Source organism: Vreelandella songnenensis (genome assembly GCF_003002925.1).
GTDB lineage: Bacteria > Pseudomonadota > Gammaproteobacteria > Pseudomonadales > Halomonadaceae > Vreelandella > Vreelandella songnenensis.
This window is the reverse complement of the sequence record NZ_PVTK01000007.1, coordinates 18147-36018: the sequence shown is the minus strand read 5'-3', so window position 1 is coordinate 36018 and position 17872 is coordinate 18147. Positions and strand designations below refer to the sequence as shown.

Sequence of the window (17872 nt, the reverse complement as noted above, 5' to 3'; positions counted from 1 at the left end):
AACGCCTAGCGAGGCGAGAAGCGCCTCGCTAGGCCCGTTTCGGCAATCATGCGGGTCGAAATTTCCTCAACCGAAAAGCGCGTCGCATCGATAAAGGGAATGTGCATGATGCGGTAAAGCGCCTCTGCCTGTTCCACTTCCTGCAGACACTGATCCATCGAGCTGTAACGGCTGTTGGGCCGGCGCTCGTTGCGAATGGCAGACAGCCTGCGCGCATCGATGGTCAGGCCAAACAGCTTGCGGCGGTGCGGGGCGAGCGCCTTGGGAAGCTTCAGCGTGCCGTCTTCGTCCAGGTCGTCTTCGGTCAACGGGTAGTTGGCCGCACGAATGCCAAACTGCAGCGCCAGATACAGCGATGTAGGGGTCTTTCCGCAGCGTGATACGCCTACCAGGATGATATCGGCCTTGTCGTACTGGTGCGTGCGCGCGCCGTCGTCGTTATCGAGAGCAAAGTGCACCGAATGGATGCGGTCCATGTACACGTCATCGCTGCCGATCGAGTGCGTCCGGCCTACGCTGTAGGATGAGCGCGTGGCCAATTCCTGTTCCAGCGGCTCGAGAAAGGTAGAGAAGATGTCCACCTTGAAGCCCGGCGCCTTTCGAATTTCATCACGAATCTGCTGATCGACGATGGTGTCGATGATGATCGGCTGCTGGCCGTCGCGTGCGGCGGTGGACTCGATAATCCTGGCAAGCGATTGCGCTTTCTCGAGCGTGTCGATGTAAGGTTTGGTCAGCATGTCGATCTCGACACCGCTGAACTGGGCAAGCAGGCTGCGCCCCAGGCTCTCGGCGGTGATGCCGGTGCCATCGGAAATAAAAAAAGCTGTCCGTTTCATAACCAGATCCGTAAGTAAGGGTAGTGGCCTATTGTGGGCGGCGCGCTGGTCAAGCACAACGTCTGGAGGGCGCTCGGCATACTGAGCGTACAAGACTACAAGATCTGCCCATAATCCCCGTATGTTGTAAAAATCCTCCACTCCCTTCGCTATTAGACCAATGGCGAATAAGGTAGCGCGGTGATAGGGTGTCACGATCAATGATTCGCGGTTTAACCGACTGCATCAACGTGTTACGCGAGGGGGTTGCGTGGAAGAGTACATTCTGTGGTTCGATCAGCTGGGCATGTCAGACGTCGAGCGCGTAGGCGGGAAGAACGCATCGCTTGGTGAAATGATTTCCAACCTGTCAGGCGCCGGCGTCACCGTTCCCGGCGGGTTTGCGACCACGGCGCACGCCTATCGTGAATTTCTCTCCCATGAAGGGCTTAACGAGCGCATCAACAGCACGTTGGCACGCCTGGATGTCGATGACGTCAAGGCACTGGCTGACGCTGGCCGCAACATCCGCCAGTGGGTTATCGACACGCCGCTGCCGCCCAATTTCGAGCAGGCGCTGCGACAGGCCTACGAGCAGCTTCAGCAAAAGCATCCGCAGCTGAAAGTGGCGGTACGCAGCTCGGCGACCGCGGAAGACCTCCCCGACGCCTCCTTTGCCGGTCAGCAGGAAACCTTTCTCAATATTGAAGGTTTCGACAACATCAAGCGCGCGGTCCACGAGGTATTTGCCTCGCTGTTCAATGATCGCGCCATTTCCTATCGCGTTCACCGCGGCTACGCCCACGAAAACGTGGCGCTGTCCGCTGGCGTACAGAAGATGGTGCGCTCGGAAACCGGCGCCTCCGGCGTCATGTTCACGCTGGATACCGAATCGGGCTACCGCGATGCGGTGTTCGTGACCGCCTCCTGGGGTCTGGGTGAAACGGTGGTGCAGGGCGCGGTCAACCCTGACGAGTTCTACGTGCATAAATCCACCCTGGCGGCGGGGCGCCCGGCGGTACTGCGCCGCAACCTGGGTTCCAAGCTGATCAAGATGGTCTATGGCCAGGACGCCAGTGCCGGCAAGTCCGTGGAAACCGTGGATGTGCCGCTGGCCGATCGCAGCCGCTTCTGTATCAACGACGAGCAGGTGATGGACCTTGCCCGCCAGGCGGTTACCATCGAGCAGCACTACGAGCGCCCCATGGATATCGAGTGGGCGCTGGATGGTGACGACGGCAAGCTTTACATCGTCCAGGCTCGCCCGGAAACGGTGGTTTCTCAGCAGGAAGGCGGCAAGCTGGAGCGTTTCCAGCTGCGCGAGAAGGGGCGCACGCTGATCACCGGGCGGGCGATTGGTCAGCGAATCGGCCGCGGTGCCGTGAAAGTGGTCATGAGCCCGGACGAGATGGACAAGATTCATGATGGCGACATTCTGGTCACCGACATGACTGACCCGGATTGGGAACCGATCATGAAGCGTGCCTCGGCGATCGTGACCAATCGCGGCGGGCGCACCTGCCACGCGGCGATCATCGCTCGCGAGCTGGGCATTCCGGCGGTGGTAGGTTGCGGCGATGCGACCCAGCAACTCAGAGAGGGCGCGGAAGTCACCGTCTCCTGTGCCGAAGGCGATACCGGTCATGTCTACGAAGGCCTGCTGGATTTCGACTGCAAGGTATCAAGCGTTGATGCCATGCCCGAGATCCCGTTCAAGATCATGATGAACGTGGGCAACCCGGATCGTGCATTCGGGTTTGCAAGCCTTCCCAATGCTGGCGTGGGCCTTGCCCGTCTCGAGTTCATCATCAACCGCATGATCGGCGTTCACCCCAAGGCGCTTTTAGACTACGCCACGCTGCCGGCGGATCTGCAGCAGGTGATCGACCTGCGTACGGCAGGCTATGCCGACCCGGTCAGCTTCTATGTCGACAAGCTGGTGGAGGGTATCTCGACCCTGGCCGCAGCGTTCTACCCCCAGCGGGTAATCGTGCGGCTGTCCGACTTCAAGTCCAACGAGTACGAAAACCTGATTGGCGGCAAGCTCTACGAGCCGGGTGAAGAGAACCCCATGCTGGGCTTCCGTGGGGCGTCGCGCTATATCTCGGACGCCTTCCGCCCGTGTTTCGAGCTCGAGTGTCGCGCGCTCAAGTACGTGCGTGAAGAGATGGGCCTGGATAACGTCGAGATCATGGTGCCCTTTGTGCGCACCACCGACGAGGCCAGGCAGGTCGTCGACCTGCTCGCTGACAACGGGCTGGCACGGGGCGGTGAAAGTGGCCTGAAGGTCATCATGATGTGCGAGTTGCCGGCGAACGCCCTGCTGGCCGAGGAGTTCCTCGAGTACTTCGACGGGTTCTCGATTGGCTCGAACGACCTGACCCAGCTTACCCTGGGCCTTGATCGCGACTCGGGGATCGTGGCGCACCTGTTTGATGAGCGCAATGCGGCGGTGAAGAAGCTGCTGGCCATGGCCATTCAGGCCTGCAAGGCCCAGGGCAAGTACGTGGGAATTTGCGGACAGGGACCTTCGGATCACCCGGATCTTGCCAAGTGGTTGATGGAGCAGGGAATCGACTCCGTATCGCTGAACCCGGATGCGGTACTCGAAACCTGGTTCATGCTGGCGGGTGAAACCATCAGCTGATCCTTCCCCGCAAGGCAGTTAATTGTGCCCGGCCATTGTGCCGGGCACTGGCGTTTTATAGGCTACGCTGTGGTTTTGGCTGCGGCCTTGATGTTCCGATTACCCAAGAGGATGTTGTGATGTCCCCAGCAAGAGCGAGTTTGACGCTATCTGGACTGCTTCTGGTACCGCTTTACAGTTTTGGTTTTACCTACGAAACGCCCTCTGTCACCCCGGAAGTGGGCTCAGGCTACGAAGAGAAACCGGGTTGGGCCACGGAGTCGTTTGCTGTCGCGGCGGCGAACCCCTTGGCGACCGACGCGGGCTATCAGGTGCTCAAGGCCGGTGGTAACGCCGTGGACGCGGCGATTGCCGTTCAGATGGTGCTCACCCTGGTGGAGCCGCAGTCCAGCGGTATCGGCGGCGGCGCTTTCCTGATGCACTATGACGGTACGGATATCCAGGCCTACGATGGTCGTGAAACGGCGCCCGGTGGCGCCACCGGCGAGCTGTTCATGGAAAACGGTGAGCCGCTGGCGTTCATGGATGCCGTGGCAAGCGGCCTTTCCGTAGGCGTGCCTGGTACGGTGCGCATGCTTGAGCAGGCTCATCGCGAACATGGCAAGCTGGATTGGGCGGAGCTTTTCGTACCGGCGATCACCCTGGCCGAAGAGGGGTTCGAGGTAAGCCAGCGCCTGCATACCAGCCTTGCCAGTGACGAAGCGCTGGCCAATGATCCATTGGCCGGTCAGTTCTACTATGACGCGGACGGTGAGCCGCTGGCGGTGGGCGATACGCTCAAGAACCCGGCACTCGCTGAAGTGCTGCGTCGCATTGCGTCTCAAGGTAGTACGGCCTTTTACGAAGGCGAGCTTGCTGAAGACATTGCCAGCCGCGTGCAGAACCATGAAGTACGCCCAGGCAGCATGACCCTTGAAGATATCAGCGGCTATGAAGCCGTCGAGCGTGAGCCTATCTGCACGCTTTGGCAGCAGTGGGAAGTTTGCGGCTTTCCACCGCCTTCTTCTGGGCATATCACCGTGATGCAGATACTCGGCATGCTGGATCAGCAGCCTCTGCTGGAAGCGCCACTGGATAACGGCGTAACAAGCAGTGGCTGGCTGCACCAGTTCCTGGAAGCGTCGCGGCTGGCCTTTGCCGATCGCGGCCGCTACATCGGCGATCCGGATTTCGTGGAAGCCCCCGGCGGCGACTGGACCTCCATGCTCGCGCCTGCCTATCTTGCCAAACGCAGCGAGCTGATCAGCGATACCAGCATGGGTGAAAACGCCGAGCCGGGTAACCCGGGCGAGCTTGACGTCACCTGGGCCTCGCAGCCGGATCAGCCCGAGTACGGCACCAGCCATATCAGCATCATCGACGCTGAAGGCAACGCCGTGGCCATGACGACCTCCATCGAGCAGGCGTTTGGTTCTCGCATCATGGCCGATGGTGGCACCGGCCTGCCCGGCGGCTATATGCTCAACAACGAGCTGACCGACTTCTCGTTTACCCCTGAGATCGACGGTGAACCCGTGGCCAACCGCGTCGAGCCCGGCAAGCGCCCACGTTCGAGCATGAGCCCGACACTGGTGTTCGATCAGGATACCGGCGAGCTGGTCGCAAGCCTCGGATCACCCGGCGGCGCGGCGATTATCCACTATACCGCCCGCACCCTGGTAGCCATGCGTGATTGGGGAATGAGCGCTCAGGAAGCGTTGAACCTGCCGCATGCGATTACCACCGGTGGTGATGTCTATCTCGAAGAGGGCCGTTTCCCCGAAGCTACCAGACAAGCGCTTGAAGCCTACGGCCATACGGTCAGCGAACGCGAGCTGACCAGCGGCCTTCAGGCCATTCGGGTGCTCGAGGATGGCACGCTGTTTGGCGGCGCCGACCCGCGCCGTGAAGGAGTGGTCATGGGGGAGTAAGCTTCACTGAGTTGATCAGTAACCCTGGCCGGCGCAGTATCACCCAGTGATACTGCGCCGTTTGCTTACTGGCGTAACCAGTTACGCAGCTTGACCAAAAGCAGGGCACCATCGCTGAGTTCGCGGCGCTCTTCGATCAGCTCGCGCAGGCGGTCGGGGTAGTCGGTAATGATGGCGTTCACCCCCAGGTCGATCAGCGTCGACATGCGCGCTCGATCATTCACTGTCCAGGCGTGTATCTCATAGCCGTAAGCAGCGGCCAGGCGAACTTCCTCCTCACTGATACGGTTGTGACGTAACCCCAGTGCGTCAAAGCTGCTGCGATCCAGCGTACCGGGCAAGATAAGCTGCGCGAGAAGCGTGACGCGAAGCTCGGGTGCATGAATCTTGATGTAGTTGACCAGCGCGGGCGACATGGTGGCCACGCGCATCTCGGTCAGCGCATCCGGAAAGCCACACTCGGCATAGGTGGTCGCGCCGCTGGTGCTGTTCGCCCAGCAGGCGTAGCGGGTATCGGTTTCGCGGCGCAACTGACCAATCACTGCATCGGCCAGAGCCTGCTCTGCATCCGCCGAGGCCTTCATGTCGATCATCAGGCCGGCGTGACCGCGTACTCGATCAAGCACTTCATCCAGCCCGGCAATCGGCTCTCCCTGAAAGGCATCGCCAAACCAGCTACCGATGTCATATTGCGCCAGCTCCGCACGGGTCAGCGCATTAAACTCACGGTTATCCCCGGTCAATCGTGCCATGCTGCGATCATGGTAGATCATCACCTCATTGTCGGCGGTCAGGCGCACGTCCAGCTCGACGTAATCAGCTTTATCCAGCAGCGCCTGCTCCACGGCAGAAAGAGTATTCTCCGGCGCGACCATGGAGCTTCCGCGGTGGGCGATCACTTCGACGTTATCGCGCAGCTCGAAACTGTTGAGTATCCACCAGGCCTGAAGCCCTGCAAACAGCAGCACGCTAAGCTCGACTGCCCAGGCAAACCGCCCTGGGGTAGCCGTTGCTGGCGGGGCAGCAGGGCGCGTTTCCTTGTGTGCCAGCTGAAGGTACAGGCAGGCCGAAAGCAGGGCGTTGGCCACGATGCCGATAAACGTGATCGCCAGGGTCAGCAGCAAGTAGCCGGTCAGGTAAGCAAACATGGCGGGAATCAACAGCGCATTATGCTCGGGCAGCCACCACAGAAGCGGTGTGACCAGGCTGTCAAAGGCCAGGGTGGTCAGAATCGGCAGCGCAATGACCATCAGCAGTACGACCAGTACGGCTGCGCCAATCGAGCGGTGCCAGCCACGGGTCAGGTAGACGCTGCGTTTCAGGGCGTTCAAGGGGCTTGCATTTTCGAGCGCCACCAGAGGCAGTGCCAACAGCCAGCGCAGGTAAAGCCTGGCCGCCAGGCCCATCCAGAGCAGCACCAGAGGTAGTGCGCAGGCGATGAAGTACCAGAGCACCGGTGGTTTGACGCGTTGCAGGTAGTAAGGGTCCAGTCCGCCAAGCCACAGGCTGTAGAGCCAGGCAAGGCCTGCCATGAAGGGGGCAAGCAGCAGAAGGTGCGTGCCAACCTGCAATATTACCAGCCCGGCTAACGCCGGCAGACGCCGGAAACTGAGCCATAGCGCTTCAAAGGCGAGGCGGTAGTGATTGCTTTTAGGGCGCACGGCAACCAGCAGCATGCCCGCCTGCTGCCAGTAGATGATCAGAAAGGTAAAGCCCAGTACCACCAGCATGCTTACAAGCCCAAGTGGGCTGAACAGCAGGCTGACCAACTCATCGTTGGTCACTACGGTGCGTCTTAACTGCGCAAGAAATCCCTGAGTGACCCAGCCGATCAATGGCAGAATCAGTGCAGAGGCAAGCACGGTGAAGAACAGGTGATAGGCGATCAAGGGGCGCAGATGGTCGCGCAACGTTCTAAGCAGGGCGGAGCCAAGGTGGGTCAGTGGCTGCATTGTCTTTTAAATCATGAGGATGAAGTAACAGAGTGGCAGCAACTTTCGGCCTTCGCAAGTTGACCTGCAGACCCAACAATAAAAACGCCCCACGACTTTAAAAAAGTGTGGGGCGTTCGGTCATCGACTCAGAAGCTATGAACGTTCATCCCTTCTGCGATGGTGCGAGCATCGGCGATAGGATGGTTACGCTTCTTGTGCAACCGGAATCACGTTTGAGGCGATCTTCTGATACTCCTCAATTTCGTGAAAGTTCATGTAACGATAGATCTCTCCAGCCATGGCGTCAAATTCGCTCATGTAGCGCTGGTACTCTTCAACACTGGGCAGGCGGCCTTCAACGGCAGCGACGGCCGCCAGCTCTGCTGAGGCCAGATACACGTTGGCCCCATCGCCCAGGCGGTTCGGGAAGTTACGTGTAGACGTAGACACCACGGTGCTTTTTGCAGCAACGCGCGCCTGGTTACCCATACACAGTGAACATCCCGGCATTTCCATACGCGCACCGGCACGACCATAAATGCCGTAGTAGCCTTCTTCGGTCAGCTGGTGCTGATCCATCTTGGTCGGCGGTGCCAGCCACAGGCGAGTTTTCAGGCTGCCTGCAGGCTGCTTTTCAAGCAGTTTACCCGCTGCGCGGAAATGACCAATGTTGGTCATGCACGAGCCGATAAACACTTCATCAATCTTCTCGCCCGCAACGTCAGACAGCAGACGCGCGTCGTCTGGATCATTAGGGGCGCAGAGTACCGGCTCCTTGATTTCCGCCAGGTCAATCTCGATCACTTCGGCGTATTCGGCGTCGGCATCGGCGCGCATCAGGCTCGGGTTGGCAAGCCATGCTTCCATGCCCTCGATACGGCGGCTGATGGTGCGCTCGTCGCCGTAACCGTTGGCCATCATCCACTTCAGCAGCGTGATGTTGGACTTCAGGTATTCAGTGACGCTCTCGTCAGACAGGGTAATGGTACAGCCAGCAGCAGAGCGCTCGGCGGAGGCGTCAGAAAGCTCGAACGCCTGCTCGACGGTGAGGTCTTCAAGCCCTTCGATTTCCAGTACTCGGCCGGAGAACGCATTCTTCTTGTTGGCCTTGTCAACGGTGAGAAGACCCTGCTTGATACCGTAAAGCGGAATGGCGTGAACCAGGTCGCGCAGAGTAACGCCTGGCTGACGCTTGCCTTTAAAGCGCACCAGCACGGATTCCGGCATATCCAGCGGCATGACGCCGGTAGCGGCGGCAAAGGCCACCAGGCCAGAGCCTGCCGGGAAGGAGATGCCCAGCGGGAAGCGGGTGTGCGAATCGCCACCGGTACCTACGGTGTCAGGCAGCAGCATGCGGTTCAGCCAGCTGTGAATGATGCCATCGCCCGGACGCAGGGAAACACCGCCGCGGTTCATGATGAAGTCGGGCAGGGTGTGGTGCGTATCCACATCCACCGGCTTCGGGTAAGCGGCGGTGTGACAGAACGACTGCATGACCAGGTCCGCCTGGAAGCCCAGGCAGGCCAGGTCCTTCAGCTCGTCACGGGTCATTGGGCCAGTGGTGTCCTGGGAGCCAACGGTGGTCATCTTGGGCTCGCAGTACATGCCAGGGCGAACGCCGTCCAGGCCGCAGGCCTTGCCGACCATCTTCTGCGCCAGGGTGAAGCCGCGGCCGGTATCCTTGGGCTGGTCAGGCAGACGGAAGACGTCAGAAGGCTCAAGGCCCAGAGACTCACGCGCCTTGCCGGTCAGGCCGCGGCCGATGATCAGGGGAATACGGCCGCCAGCGCGTACTTCGTCCAGAATCAGCTGCGTCTTGAGCTCGAACGTGGTGATGACCTCGTCAGTGCCGTGCTTGCATACCTTGCCTTCGTAGGGGTAGACATCGATGACATCGCCCATTTCCAGCTTGGACACGTCAAGCTCGACCGGCAGTGCGCCGGAATCTTCCATGGTGTTGAAGAAGATCGGTGCGATCTTGCCGCCAAAGCAGAAGCCGCCAGCACGCTTGTTGGGCACGTAAGGAATATCATCGCCAAAGAACCACAGCACCGAGTTGGTGGCGGACTTGCGCGAGGAACCGGTACCTACCACGTCGCCCACGTAGGCAACCGGGAAGCCTTTGGCCTTGACTTCTTCGATCTGCTTGAGAGGGCCCATGCTGCCAGGCGCTTCAGGCACGATACCGTCGCGCTCATTCTTGAGCATGGCGTTGGCGTGGAGCGGGATGTCCGGGCGTGACCAGGCATCCGGTGCCGGAGAAAGGTCATCGGTATTGGTTTCGCCGGGTACCTTGAACACGGTAAGCGTGATCTTTTCTTCCAGGGCCGGCTTGGACAGGAACCACTCGGCCTCGGCCCAGGACTGAATGACATCCTTGGCGACGCTGTTACCGTTCTTGGCGCGCTCTTCGACGTCATGGAAAGCATCGAACATCAGCAGGGTGTGCTTGAGCTGTTCGCCGGCTTCGCGGGCAAGCTCTTCATTATCCAGAAGCTCGACCATTGAGACGATGTTGTACCCGCCCTGCATGGTGCCCAGAAGCTTGACCGCATGAATCTTGTCGACCAGCGGCGAGGTAGCTTCGCCCTTGGCGATAGCGGTAAGAAAGCCTGCCTTGACGTAGGCGGCTTCATCAACGCCGGGCGGAACACGGTTGGTGATCAGGTCAAGAATGAACTCTTCTTCGCCGGCCGGGGGATTTTTCAAAAGCTCAATCAAGGCGGCAACTTGCTCGGCGTTTAAAGGCTTGGCGGGTACGCCCTCGGCGGCGCGTTCCTCGACATGTTGGCGATATGCTTCAAGCACGTTGGGGCCCTCTCATCTGCTTTATGGTGGCGAACGCACGATTTCACGGTGTTTGAGCGCGCGCTCGGACACATGACATACGCTTGACAAACAGCGTCTGGTTGGATGGCGGGGATTCTACGGGAAACTGTCGACAATGTTAAGAAGAAGGCATCAGCCTGCCTCTTGTACTTTCTGCTAAGCCTTATCTGCTAAGCCCTTTTGCAATGTGCTGAGTACTTGTGCCGGATGCTTGTGGCAAGCGTAAGGTTAAGTATGAAAGGCGATGGACCTCGGGGTTTGCCGTTTTTTTGCTATCAGGCTAAGTATTTTTACGATAAAACGTTTAAGGTGAAACAGGACGCACGCCGATTAAAGACGTGATGGGTGTGATTGATGTAACACCGCGTTACCATAGCTCAAGGACTAGACGTCCAGGCCACTTCCCGGGGCGGCGGCCATCGAGGGCTCGAACCTATCGAGCCAGATATTAGCGTTGGATGCGACAAGAAATGATAATAACTAAAGTTAGCGGCTTGCATGAATTCATCAGGTAGAGCCGCCAACGGGGAGAGCGCCTGTGGCGTTAGTGATTCGTACCATTGTGAGAAAGCGCTCGGAATACTGTTATGTCACTACCATTAGCTGAACTGAAAACGGCGGGGCACGAGCTCAAGGCAGACGACCTGCTGCCCGAGAGCCTGAATGCGTTTCTCGCCTGCCCAACGCCGGATAGCTGGCTCCAGTGGGCGTTGGATAATCCTGAAACACTCCTGATCGATCATGCTCAGTGCGAAAAGAAGGCAGCTTCCACTGCCATGAGCCTGCTGTATCGCTACGTGGACCAGCCGCTGCTGCTAAGCAAGATGTCCCAGCTGGCCCGGGAAGAGCTTTTACATTTCGAGCAGGTGGTGGGGTTGATGGAAAAGCGTGGCGTGGCTTACCGTCATCTGACCGCCTCGCGCTACGCCGAAGGCCTGCGCCGCCATCTGCGCAGTAACGACCCTGAACGGCTGGTGGATGTACTCATCATCGGTGGCTTGATCGAAGCACGCAGCTGCGAACGTTTTGCTCGGCTGATTCCCTATCTGGATGAGGAACTGGCCAGGTTCTATCGCACGCTGGTGAAGTCCGAGGGGCGTCATTTTGAGGACTATCTTCTGCTTGCCCGCCAGCAAACCAAGGATTCCATTGATGAAAGAATCGCTTTTTTTGTCGCCCGGGAAGCCGAGCTGATAACGTCACCCGATACGGCTTTTCGTTTTCATAGCGGTGTGCCTGCTTAAGCGCCGCTCGCCCAGGCAGGATATGTACCATGCGCGATGCTTGTGAGTCTGATCAGCTAGTTCTTTTTGGCCATTTTGCCCTTTCCAGGGGCGATGATGTGCTGACCCACTTCAGCTATGACAAGGTCAAGGCGCTGCTGGTGTATCTGCTGCTTCATCGTCAGCCGGTCAACCGCGCGGTTCTGGCCGAGCTTTTATGGCCAGACCAGGGGTTGTCATCCGGCAGAACCAACCTGCGCCATGCGCTGCACTGCCTGCGTCATTCGCTGGGTAGCCAGGCCGATCAGGTGCTGACTGTTTCGCGTCAGACCATCGCGTTTCAGATGCCGCCCAACTGGCGAGTTGACCTGCACGAGCTACAGCAGTTGCTGGAAGGCCCGCGGGACCTGACAACGCTTGAAGCAGTGCTGGCGTGCTATCAGGGCGACCTGGTTGAAGAACTTCAGTTGGCGAGCTGCAGCGAGTATCAGCGGTGGCTGGTGCAGGTGCGCAACGAATGGCGCCAGCGCGTGATCCGCTTCGCCGAGCAGGCGCTGGAAACTTCCGATGAAGCGCCCGATGCCATGCTCGAAGGGCTGGTCAGCCGCTTTTCCGGCTATGCGCCGTTTCATGAGCGCCTGGTGCGCCAACTTGCCGAGCAGAATCAGATTGCCGCCGCGCACGAGCAGTACAACGGCTATCTGCAACTGCTGGCGCTTTCCGGCCAGCAGCCTGAACCCAGCTTTCTGCAGCTCGCAAGCTACTGGTCCGATGGCTCTCACGACCCGCGCGCCATGAGCCCGCAGGGGGCTTTTTCACGCGTGCTGGCAGCAGACAGCAAGCCGCTGCGCGATGATGAAATCGAGCTTCGCCAGCTCTCCGTCATGGCGATTCGGTTACGCCTCAAGGGCGATTGGCAGGAGCGTTCGGCCACGCGTAACTGCCTGGCACTGCAGCTTGAGCTGCTGCGCTGGCTGGAGCAGCAGTGTCACCACCTGGGCGGGTTCTGGCTGCCAGGCGCAACCGGAGGGCTGGGGCTTGCCTGTTTTGGCACTCACGGGCCGGCTCATCAGCTGGCGGAGCTGGTGGCCCTTTACGAGCACTGCCAGCAGGCGCTTCCCCAGGAGTCGGCGCGTCACTGGGAGGGCGAGAATGGACCGCCTACCTTTGAACTGGCCGCCGGTTTGCACAGCGGGCGGGTGGTGTATCTCGCCGAGCGCCAGTTGGCCGACCCGCTAGGCCAGGTAACCCAGGTGGCGCTTGAGCTGATGAGTGCGGCTGAAGGCAGCGAGCTGGTGATCTCTCAGGAGGCCAGCCAGCATATGCCTCCGGCGCTCGATCTGCAGCCGCGCCTGGTGTCGCGCCTGGTGGCAAGCGACGGGCGGGTGCGCTTGCGTGCGCTGGTGCTGGGCCAGAATGAAGGCGGGCGTGATGCGCTGCCGCCGAGCCTGGTGGGTCGGGAAACCTCGCTGCGCACGCTGCGCGATGCCCTGGCTCGGGCGGGCATTGGGCTGCGCCAGAGTGTGCTGGTGCGCGGCGCGTCGGGAATGGGCAAATCCGCGCTCATGGTCGGGTTTCGTCAGCTTGAGCTGAGCCGCGATGCGTCGATCTGCTGGCAGCCCACCACGCGGCTATCGGTGCTCGAGCCCTACGGTATCGCCCGCAGCCTGGTAGCCTGGTACCTGGATGCCGCGCCTACGCTTGAGAGTCTGCATGCCTTGCAGGCAAGCCTTGAGTTGAAGCCTTTGGAAGAGGGGCGTCAGCACTTGCTTGAAGAGGCGCTAGGCGTTCGTGACGTTCATGAGATTACTCAGCTGGCCCAGAATGGCGAGGCGGTCGAGCTTGTGGTGCAACTGCTGCATCGTCTGGTCGATCGCCAGACCCAGGAGCGCACGCTGGCACTCATGGTGGATGATCTGCAGTGGCTGGACGAACCCTCCTTCAAGGTATTGGCCGGGCTGCAGGCGCGCCTGCCCATCAACACAGCCTTCATGCTGATCGCGAGCCATCACGGCCGCGAAGCGCTGCCCGTGAAGCTTCACTGGGACCAGCAGATCACTCTAGGGCGGCTCGATGTCCTGCAGTCATCGCGGCTGCTGTCCCAGCTGTCGAGGCGGTATCGCATTCACCTGAGCCCACGGCTGCGTAATCAGATCATCGAGCGCTGCGACGGCGTGCCCCTGTATCTGCAGGAGATTTGCCGGCGCCTGGATATGGATCGGCGTGAGGGGCGCAGCGTGCAGTTCGACGAGCTGCCCAAAGGGCTGCTCGGCCTGCTGGCCAGCCGTATCGAGCAGTTGGAGGCCGACCGCTCGATCGCTCACGTGGCGGCCGTGCTGGGTAAACGCTTCCGGCTGGACTTTCTGCTTGAATGCAGCGGTTGGGAGGCGTCGAGGCTGGCCCAGGCCATCGAGCATATGCGTCAGCTCGAGATCATCGAGCCTGTGCAGAAGGAAGTGGGTGAGCAGGAGTACCAGTTCATCCATCAACTGCTTCAGGAAGCGGCCTACCTGTCCTGCCCGCGCGATGTACGGGTGAAGCTTCATCAGCAGGTGGTCACGCTGATTGAAGAGCGCTTTCCCATGTGGATCAGCCGCCATCCGGGGGACTTTGCGTCTCACCTGCGCCGTAGCGGCCACTACGCCCGTGGCGCGCGCTACTTCGAACTCTCTGCCCGTGAGGCGCTCAAGGCCAGCGCTAACCGCACGGCGCTGCGCATGGCCGATGCAGGGCTTGCCAGCCTGCGTCACGTCGAGCATGAAATCGAGCGTGAGGTCAGCCTGCTGACGGTACGCGGCCAGGCGGCCTTCGCGCTTGAAGGCCACGGTTCGCCCACGGCGCACGAAAGTTTCGTTCGCGCCCGAGAGCTGCTGCGCGAATCGGGCCGCGATAGCCTGGATGACCCTGAAGAGCTTGAGCAGGTGTTTCTGGTCAAATGGGGGCTGTGGGTCGGGCGCAGCCAGCGCTACGCCCACGCGGATGCCTTCGCGCTGGCCTCGACTCTTGCCGACATTGCCGAGCGCCTGGAAGATCCACGCTATCGAAGGCTTGCTGACTATGCGCGTGCCCAGTGCGAATACTGGGCCGGGCGCATCCAGCAGGCCCATGATCATCTGGATGAAATCGATCCACTCAATGTCCAGATGATGATCGAGTGGCTGCCGTTTTCCGATCATCCGCAAGTCACGGCTGCTTGCTTTCAAGGCTGGGCGCTATGCCTGCGCGGTGACTACCAGCGCGCCGAGCGCCAGGTGTCGGCGGCGCTGCGCCTGGCAGAAAAGATCGGCCACCCGGGTACGCTGGCCATGGCCCACATGTTTGCCGCCGCCCTGTACCGCCAGTTGGGCCATGTACATCTGGCCGCGCGCCAGGCAGAGTACGCCGCCGCTATCAGCGGCACGCCGGATCTGCAGCTATGGCAGATCTCCGCGCAAGCGGTAATGGGCTGGCAGCGCGCGCTGGCAGGGGACGCAGGCGGGCTCGCTCATCTGCGCGAGAGCCTCGATCAGATGAGTGAGCTCAAGGGGCGTGACCGCTACCAGCGGCCTTCTTTATGGTATATCGATGCGTGCATGACGCTTGGCGAGCTGGATACCGCCGAGGGGTATATCGATCACTGCCTGGTCATTGCCCGAGAGCGGACCACGCTCTTTTTGCCTGAACTGGCAACGCTACTTGCCAAGGTACGCCAGCGGTTGGGCCGGCCGGCCGAGGAAGTTCGCTCGCTTGGCGAGATGGCGATCATGCAGGCCCGCGAGCATGGCAATCGCCACCATGAACTGGCAGCGCTCGAGTTCTGGCTTACTCATATCGAACCCGCCGACTCGAAGGCCAGGGAGGCTTTTCGTCATTTGCTGGGTGATGTGAGCCATAGCGATGCGCCGGTGCTGGTGCGCTGGGCGAGCCTGCTGGACCGCCGTCTGGCCCAGCCGGTGGATATCGAGGGTTAAGCTGCAAAGGCTGCTATGGGCGCTAGCCGGTAGCTGCCTCAAGATAGGTCAGCGTGGCGAGCGCCTGATCCCGGTGCTCGCCGCACACGCTGGCCTCGAACTGAAAATGCCCGCACACGGCGGGCCTTTCCGGGGTGCCGAATAGCTTGCACAGATTGTGATCATCCAGCTGCACGCAGCGAACCCCGGCAGGCTTGCCATCCGGCATGCCGGGGATCGCGGAGCTGATGGAGGGTGCAATGCAGCAGGCGCCGCACCCCGCGCGGCAGCCGGTGCTCTGCTTGGCAATGAGGTCTGCATCGTTCATGGGGCAGATTCTGCAAACGCACCCTTGTTGATACCTTCAAATGCCTGCACACGGGTCGCCTGCCCGGTATCCCGCGCTAGGCTGCGAGCCAGCCAGATAGCGATATTCTCGACCGTGGTCGGGCCGGGCAGCACGGCGCAGCGGCTTATGGGAAGGCGGATCAAGAACTCGCCCTGGGCGGCCTGATAGCGGCAGGTCAGGGTTTCATCATCCTGGTCTTGAATATCTGCCTGTTCGAGCAGGTAGCGGTTATCCAGCCAGTCCGCCCAGCGCGCTTCAAGCGCTGGCTGGCGCTGACCAGATTGCCAGATTGCCAGCCGTGAACGGTGGCCATGGGCAATGCGCTGGCAGTTACCCTGATGACGCTTCAGACCGTGGGTATAGCCGTAAGCCGCCCCGTCAATCGCCTCATCGCTCAAGGTGAGCGTGACCCGGTCAACGTTGGTGGGGCGCTGGTCGGTCAGCTCGCCACTCAAGTGGCTTGCAACCTGTTCAAGGGTAATGGCTTCCCAGGGAAGCAGGCTGAACGCCTCTGCCGGGCCGCGCACTTCCATGGCGTAGGGGGTTGTCGTGCGAATGCACAGGCCTTCCTCGCATTCACTGATACTGATGCCCGGCGCGTTGGCGGGCACCAGCAGGGTGTGGTCCAGCCCGCTATCCAGCGTGCGCTTGATCCAGGGTTTGACTTCGCCGAAGTCGAACAGCATGCCGTCTTCGCCAAGCGCTCCTTCCAGAAGTGCATCTACCTGCCAGCTACAACCTACCAGCCCGCGCTCAGCGCACCATAGCGTGACATCAATATGGGTTAACTGATTTACGAATAAAGCCATTAGTCAAACCCTGCGATCTTGTGCGTTTGAAGAGAGAGGCGCCACTGCGGGTTCGCCATACAATACTCGGTGGTATTGGCTACATGGTCGGGCTGCTGTGCCAGAAAGCCCAGATCCATGGGCTGCAGGAAGAAGTGCTTGAAGGCCAGCTCGCTGAAGAGCTCGGGCGGCGCATCTGCCTGTGGGTAGACAAGCTTCAACTCATCGCCCTGGGTAATCGCCAGTGCATTACTGCCCTTGGGACTGACGCATACCCAGTCGATACCGGACGGTGGCAACAAGGTGCCGTTGGTTTCAACGGCGATTTCAAAACCGGCTTCATGCAGCGTGTCGATCAGCGCCTTGTCCAGTTGAAGCAGCGGCTCTCCGCCGGTGAACACGACATAGGGCGTGGCGTTTCTGGCATTTTCCGGCCAGAGCGCCTGGATGTGGGCGCCCAGTTCGGCGGCGCTTGCAAAACGCCCGCCGTTGACACCGTCAGTACCGATGAAATCCGTATCGCAGAAGGTGCATTTGGCCTGGGCGCGGTCCGCTTCGCGGCCTGACCAGAGGTTGCAGCCGGTAAAACGGCAGAAAACGCTGGCGCGCCCGGCCTGGGCACCTTCGCCCTGCAGGGTATAGAACGCTTCTTTGACGTGATACATCAGCCGTTCACCTGATCCGTTGAGGCGTAAGCCAGGGGGTCGGTGGCATTATTGGCCGCAAATGCCTCCAGGCGCTCGCGGCAGCTGCCGCACTTGCCGCAGGCAAGCGCACGGCCTTCGTAGCAGGTCCAGGTATGCCGGTAATCAAGTCCCATCGACAAGCCATCGCGCAGAATCTCGGCCTTGGTGGCCTTGAGGTACGGGGCGTGCAGGACAACGGGCTCGAAGTTGGCAATGCCTGCTACCTGATTCATGGCCTCTACAAACTCAGGCCGGCAGTCTGGGTAAAGCACGTGATCGCCGCCGTGGGCGCCGTAATCCACGCGTTCTGCGCCAATGTTGACCGCCTTGGCAATCGCCAGCGAAAGCAGAATCATGTTGCGGTTTGGCACAACGGTGGCGCGCAAATTATCATCGGCGTAGTCGCCATCGGGCATGGCTTGCGTCGCATCGGTCAGAGCGGAGCTGTCGATCAGGCCATGAATGGCGCGGATGTCGACCACCTGATGGGGAACGCCCAGCTGTTGGCAAACCTGGGTCGCTACTTCCAGCTCACGGGCATGACGCTGCCCGTAATTGAAAGACAGGGCGTGAACGTTCAGCCCTTCGCGCAAGGCGCGGTGCAGCACCGTATAGGAATCCATGCCGCCAGAGTAGATGACGACAGTAGCGGGTGCAGCGGGAGAGGTAGAAGAAGTGTTGGACATGCTGGATACTCATTAGTCGGAGAATTTTTCGTGCAGGTAGACTGCACAAAATGCCGGGGTCCGGTCCGGGAGG

The 17872-nt window shown here is 60.4% G+C and carries 11 protein-coding genes; 4 read left to right on the top strand and 7 right to left on the bottom strand.

What is annotated here, in order from left to right; genetic code table 11:
* Positions 1–5: 5 nt before the first annotated feature.
* Positions 6–839: a posphoenolpyruvate synthetase regulatory kinase/phosphorylase PpsR gene (gene ppsR, locus B0H98_RS11930; protein ID WP_106375295.1), complete on the bottom strand. Its 834-nt coding sequence runs from the start codon at positions 837–839 to the stop codon at positions 6–8.
* A gap of 250 nt (positions 840–1089) precedes the next feature.
* Between ppsR and ppsA the strand changes: the two genes are divergently transcribed.
* Both ppsA and ggt read left to right on the top strand, forming a co-directional pair.
* Positions 1090–3465, top strand: coding sequence for a phosphoenolpyruvate synthase (gene ppsA, locus B0H98_RS11925; protein WP_106375294.1), 2376 nt, complete (start codon positions 1090–1092; stop codon positions 3463–3465).
* A 119-nt stretch (positions 3466–3584) separates the two neighbouring features.
* Positions 3585–5375, top strand: a complete 1791-nt coding sequence (ggt, locus tag B0H98_RS11920; RefSeq protein WP_106375293.1) for a gamma-glutamyltransferase — start codon at positions 3585–3587, stop codon at positions 5373–5375.
* A gap of 65 nt (positions 5376–5440) precedes the next feature.
* Here the strand turns inward: ggt and B0H98_RS11915 are convergent, their stop codons facing one another.
* Positions 5441–7327 carry a glycerophosphodiester phosphodiesterase family protein gene (locus B0H98_RS11915; protein ID WP_106375292.1) on the bottom strand — a complete coding sequence of 629 codons (1887 nt, stop codon included), beginning with the start codon at positions 7325–7327 and terminating at the stop codon, positions 5441–5443.
* A gap of 186 nt (positions 7328–7513) precedes the next feature.
* Positions 7514–10117, bottom strand: a complete 2604-nt coding sequence (gene acnB / locus B0H98_RS11910; RefSeq protein WP_106375291.1) for a bifunctional aconitate hydratase 2/2-methylisocitrate dehydratase — start codon at positions 10115–10117, stop codon at positions 7514–7516.
* A gap of 608 nt (positions 10118–10725) precedes the next feature.
* Here acnB and B0H98_RS11905 point away from each other — a divergent pair.
* Both B0H98_RS11905 and B0H98_RS11900 read left to right on the top strand, forming a co-directional pair.
* Positions 10726–11382 carry a MiaE family protein gene (locus B0H98_RS11905; protein WP_106375290.1) on the top strand — a complete coding sequence of 219 codons (657 nt, stop codon included), beginning with the start codon at positions 10726–10728 and terminating at the stop codon, positions 11380–11382.
* Positions 11383–11411: 29 nt separating this feature from the next.
* The gene (locus B0H98_RS11900; protein ID WP_106375289.1) at positions 11412–15311 is read left to right on the top strand and encodes an ATP-binding protein; all 3900 of its coding nucleotides are present in this window, start codon (positions 11412–11414) and stop codon (positions 15309–15311) included.
* 22 nt (positions 15312–15333) lie between these two features.
* Here the strand turns inward: B0H98_RS11900 and B0H98_RS11895 are convergent, their stop codons facing one another.
* Genes B0H98_RS11895 through queC form a run of 4 tightly spaced genes read right to left on the bottom strand, consistent with a single transcriptional unit; the run spans position 15334 to position 17799 of the window.
* Positions 15334–15618, bottom strand: a complete 285-nt coding sequence (locus B0H98_RS11895; RefSeq protein ID WP_106375288.1) for a YkgJ family cysteine cluster protein — start codon at positions 15616–15618, stop codon at positions 15334–15336.
* Complete coding sequence (locus B0H98_RS11890; RefSeq protein WP_106375287.1) at positions 15615–16448, bottom strand: 6-carboxytetrahydropterin synthase; 834 nt, start codon at positions 16446–16448, stop codon at positions 15615–15617. The genes B0H98_RS11895 and B0H98_RS11890 overlap by 4 nt, the downstream gene beginning before the upstream one ends.
* Positions 16448–17092, bottom strand: coding sequence for a 7-carboxy-7-deazaguanine synthase (gene queE, locus B0H98_RS11885; protein WP_106375286.1), 645 nt, complete (start codon positions 17090–17092; stop codon positions 16448–16450). Before queE ends, B0H98_RS11890 begins: the two co-directional genes overlap by 1 nt.
* Positions 17092–17799: a 7-cyano-7-deazaguanine synthase QueC gene (gene queC, locus B0H98_RS11880; RefSeq protein WP_106375285.1), complete on the bottom strand. Its 708-nt coding sequence runs from the start codon at positions 17797–17799 to the stop codon at positions 17092–17094. The genes queE and queC overlap by 1 nt, the downstream gene beginning before the upstream one ends.
* Between the last annotated feature and the right edge of the window lie 73 nt (positions 17800–17872).

What these genes read in the sequence shown, in the direction of transcription:
- ppsR (WP_106375295.1), bottom strand. Translation starts at nt 839, where the DNA reads ATGAAACGGACAGCTTTTTTTATTTCCGATGGCACCGGCATCACCGCC.
- ggt (WP_106375293.1), top strand. Translation starts at nt 3,585, where the DNA reads ATGTCCCCAGCAAGAGCGAGTTTGACGCTATCTGGACTGCTTCTGGTA.
- B0H98_RS11915 (WP_106375292.1), bottom strand. Translation starts at nt 7,327, where the DNA reads ATGCAGCCACTGACCCACCTTGGCTCCGCCCTGCTTAGAACGTTGCGC.
- B0H98_RS11905 (WP_106375290.1), top strand. Translation starts at nt 10,726, where the DNA reads ATGTCACTACCATTAGCTGAACTGAAAACGGCGGGGCACGAGCTCAAG.
- B0H98_RS11900 (WP_106375289.1), top strand. Translation starts at nt 11,412, where the DNA reads ATGCGCGATGCTTGTGAGTCTGATCAGCTAGTTCTTTTTGGCCATTTT.
- B0H98_RS11895 (WP_106375288.1), bottom strand. Translation starts at nt 15,618, where the DNA reads ATGAACGATGCAGACCTCATTGCCAAGCAGAGCACCGGCTGCCGCGCG.
- B0H98_RS11890 (WP_106375287.1), bottom strand. Translation starts at nt 16,448, where the DNA reads ATGGCTTTATTCGTAAATCAGTTAACCCATATTGATGTCACGCTATGG.
- queE (WP_106375286.1), bottom strand. Translation starts at nt 17,092, where the DNA reads ATGTATCACGTCAAAGAAGCGTTCTATACCCTGCAGGGCGAAGGTGCC.
- queC (WP_106375285.1), bottom strand. Translation starts at nt 17,799, where the DNA reads ATGTCCAACACTTCTTCTACCTCTCCCGCTGCACCCGCTACTGTCGTC.